Annotated in this window: 2 protein-coding genes; both read left to right on the top strand. The window is 70.2% G+C overall.

What is annotated here, in order from left to right:
- Positions 1-1,130, top strand: a 1,130-nt coding sequence (locus tag AC1D01_RS34190) for a hypothetical protein (RefSeq protein WP_477873902.1), incomplete at its 5' end; no start/stop codon positions are given.
- Positions 1,127-1,522, top strand: a 396-nt coding sequence (locus AC1D01_RS34185; RefSeq protein ID WP_477873901.1) for an eCIS core domain-containing protein, incomplete at its 3' end; no start/stop codon positions are given. The genes AC1D01_RS34190 and AC1D01_RS34185, both read left to right, overlap by 4 nt.

Below are 1,522 nucleotides of genomic sequence, written 5' to 3'. Positions count from 1 at the left end.
AGACGCGCCGGCACGGCACGCGCGTCGACCTGGTGCTGTACCGGCGCGACTGGGCCTCGCTGCTCGCCCTGCCCGAGACCCAGCTCGACACCGCCGCGCGCAACGCGGCACGCAACGCGGTGGTGCTGGCCGACACGCGCGACGGCGCGTTGCAGGCCGGCCTCGACGGCCTGTTGCTGCCGCAGTGGCGCGAGTCGGAGTACGTCTACGACGGCCTCACGGTGTTCTTCGAGGATTCGCCCACCGAAGGTCCGCAGCAGAAGGCCTTCGCGCGCTTCCTGAAGCTCTTCCTGCAGCGGTTGGTGGCCGAGATGCAGGCGACCGGCCGCAGCTACCAGGCCAACATCGTCGTACCCGACAAGCTGCTCGGCGACACCGGGGCCTACAACTTCTCGGACCTGATGGACGTGCTCGAGACTGCCGAGCCGCGGCGCAGCAGCAAGGGCGTGGAGGAGGGGGCCAAGGTGCGCTACCGCGGCACCACCGACCTGACGATCGACTTCCTGGTGCTGCTGAGCGAGCCGACCGGCGCGAGCACGATGACGCTGCGCGCGCGCATCGATGCGACGCCGAACCTGTCGGGGCACCGCCGCATCGCCTTCCTGGAGAGCGTGGTGCCGATCGAGTTCCACCAGCGCGGCGAGAAGGCGGCCGCGCTGCCGCCGCAGGAGCGCGACCAGCTCGACCGCGACCTGGCCTACATCAAGTGGACCTATGGCGGCATCGGGCTGTGGCCGCTGCCGACGCCGGGCATCGGCAGCGGCGAGACGGTGCATGCGCTGCTGACGCACAACTACGCGGTGCCGCGCGGCGCGCTGGCCGGGCTGTGCGAGTTCGCCTGCCCGAACCGGCTGCCGCTGCGCCTGCTGTTCGAGGCACTGGTGCTGGCCGAGGGCATCGGCATCGCGCTGTATGCGTGGAACTGCCGGGTGCGGCGCATCGGCCGGCGCTACCTGCTGATGGTGTGGGCGGGGGCGCTGGCGACGCTGGTGCTGGCCTTCGTCGTGTTCAGCTGCGACCCCTCGCTGCAGCACTGGCGCGAGCAGAATTACCTGCTGTACGGACTGATCCTGCTGCTGTTCGCCGCAGGCATTTACGTGACGTTCAAGCCGAGAGTGGAGGCCCCATGAAAGTGCAACTGCATTCCAACGACCGCGACAACAGTGGCTCCGAGACCCCTGTGCATCAACGCGCGGCCGATCCGTTCCACGACAGCCCGCGCATGGTGGCGCAGCGCGCGCAGATCGAGGCGGCGTTCGGCGAGGCCGCGCAGCGCGCGCCCGATCTGGGCGAGCTCGAGGAAGAAGAGCCGATGCAGGCCAAGGCCGACCCCGCACGCGGCGGGCTGCCGGGCGACCTGCAGGCCGGCATCGAATCGCTGTCGGGCATGGACGTGTCCGACGTGCAGGTGCACCGCAACTCCGACAAGCCGGCGCAGCTGAACGCGCTGGCCTATGCGCAGGGCAACGACATCCACCTCGCGCCGGGCCAGGACCAGCACCTGCCGCACGAGGCCTGGCAC

This window comes from Rhizobacter sp. P3_B12 (assembly GCF_056402895.1).
This window is presented reverse-complemented; position numbering and strand designations above follow the sequence as displayed.